The sequence below is a fragment of the Streptomyces sp. URMC 124 genome, assembly GCF_051386455.1.
GTDB lineage: Bacteria > Actinomycetota > Actinomycetes > Streptomycetales > Streptomycetaceae > Streptomyces.
Genome location: NZ_JBPQTS010000460.1, coordinates 1 through 274, shown reverse-complemented (window position 1 = coordinate 274; position 274 = coordinate 1). Strand labels below are relative to the sequence as shown.

1 pseudogene is annotated in these 274 nt (G+C 52.6%); it reads right to left on the bottom strand.

What is annotated here, in order from left to right:
• Positions 1 to 80: 80 nt before the first annotated feature.
• Positions 81 to 274 (bottom strand): annotated as a pseudogene (locus tag ACSNOG_RS33335) (hypothetical protein); the annotation flags it as partial.

Here is a 274-nt window from a genome sequence, read left to right as displayed (position 1 = left end):
GTTCCAGAAGCAGCCTCGCGGTTTACGAAGCTCCGCCCTTCGAGGCTTCATCGGAGCAAGCATCCTGGATCTTCGTCTCCTTATATCTGTCTGGCCTCGAGCCGTTTAGCAACGAGCGACAGCGAATAATTCAAGGTGAAGTAGAGCAGGGACGCAAATACAAGCGCCGGAATGACATAAGAGAAGCTGGACCCGCTTAGAATCTTTACGTTTCGCATCAGCTCCGGCAGCGAAATGATGATGGCCAGGGACGTGTCCTTGATCAGCGATATGA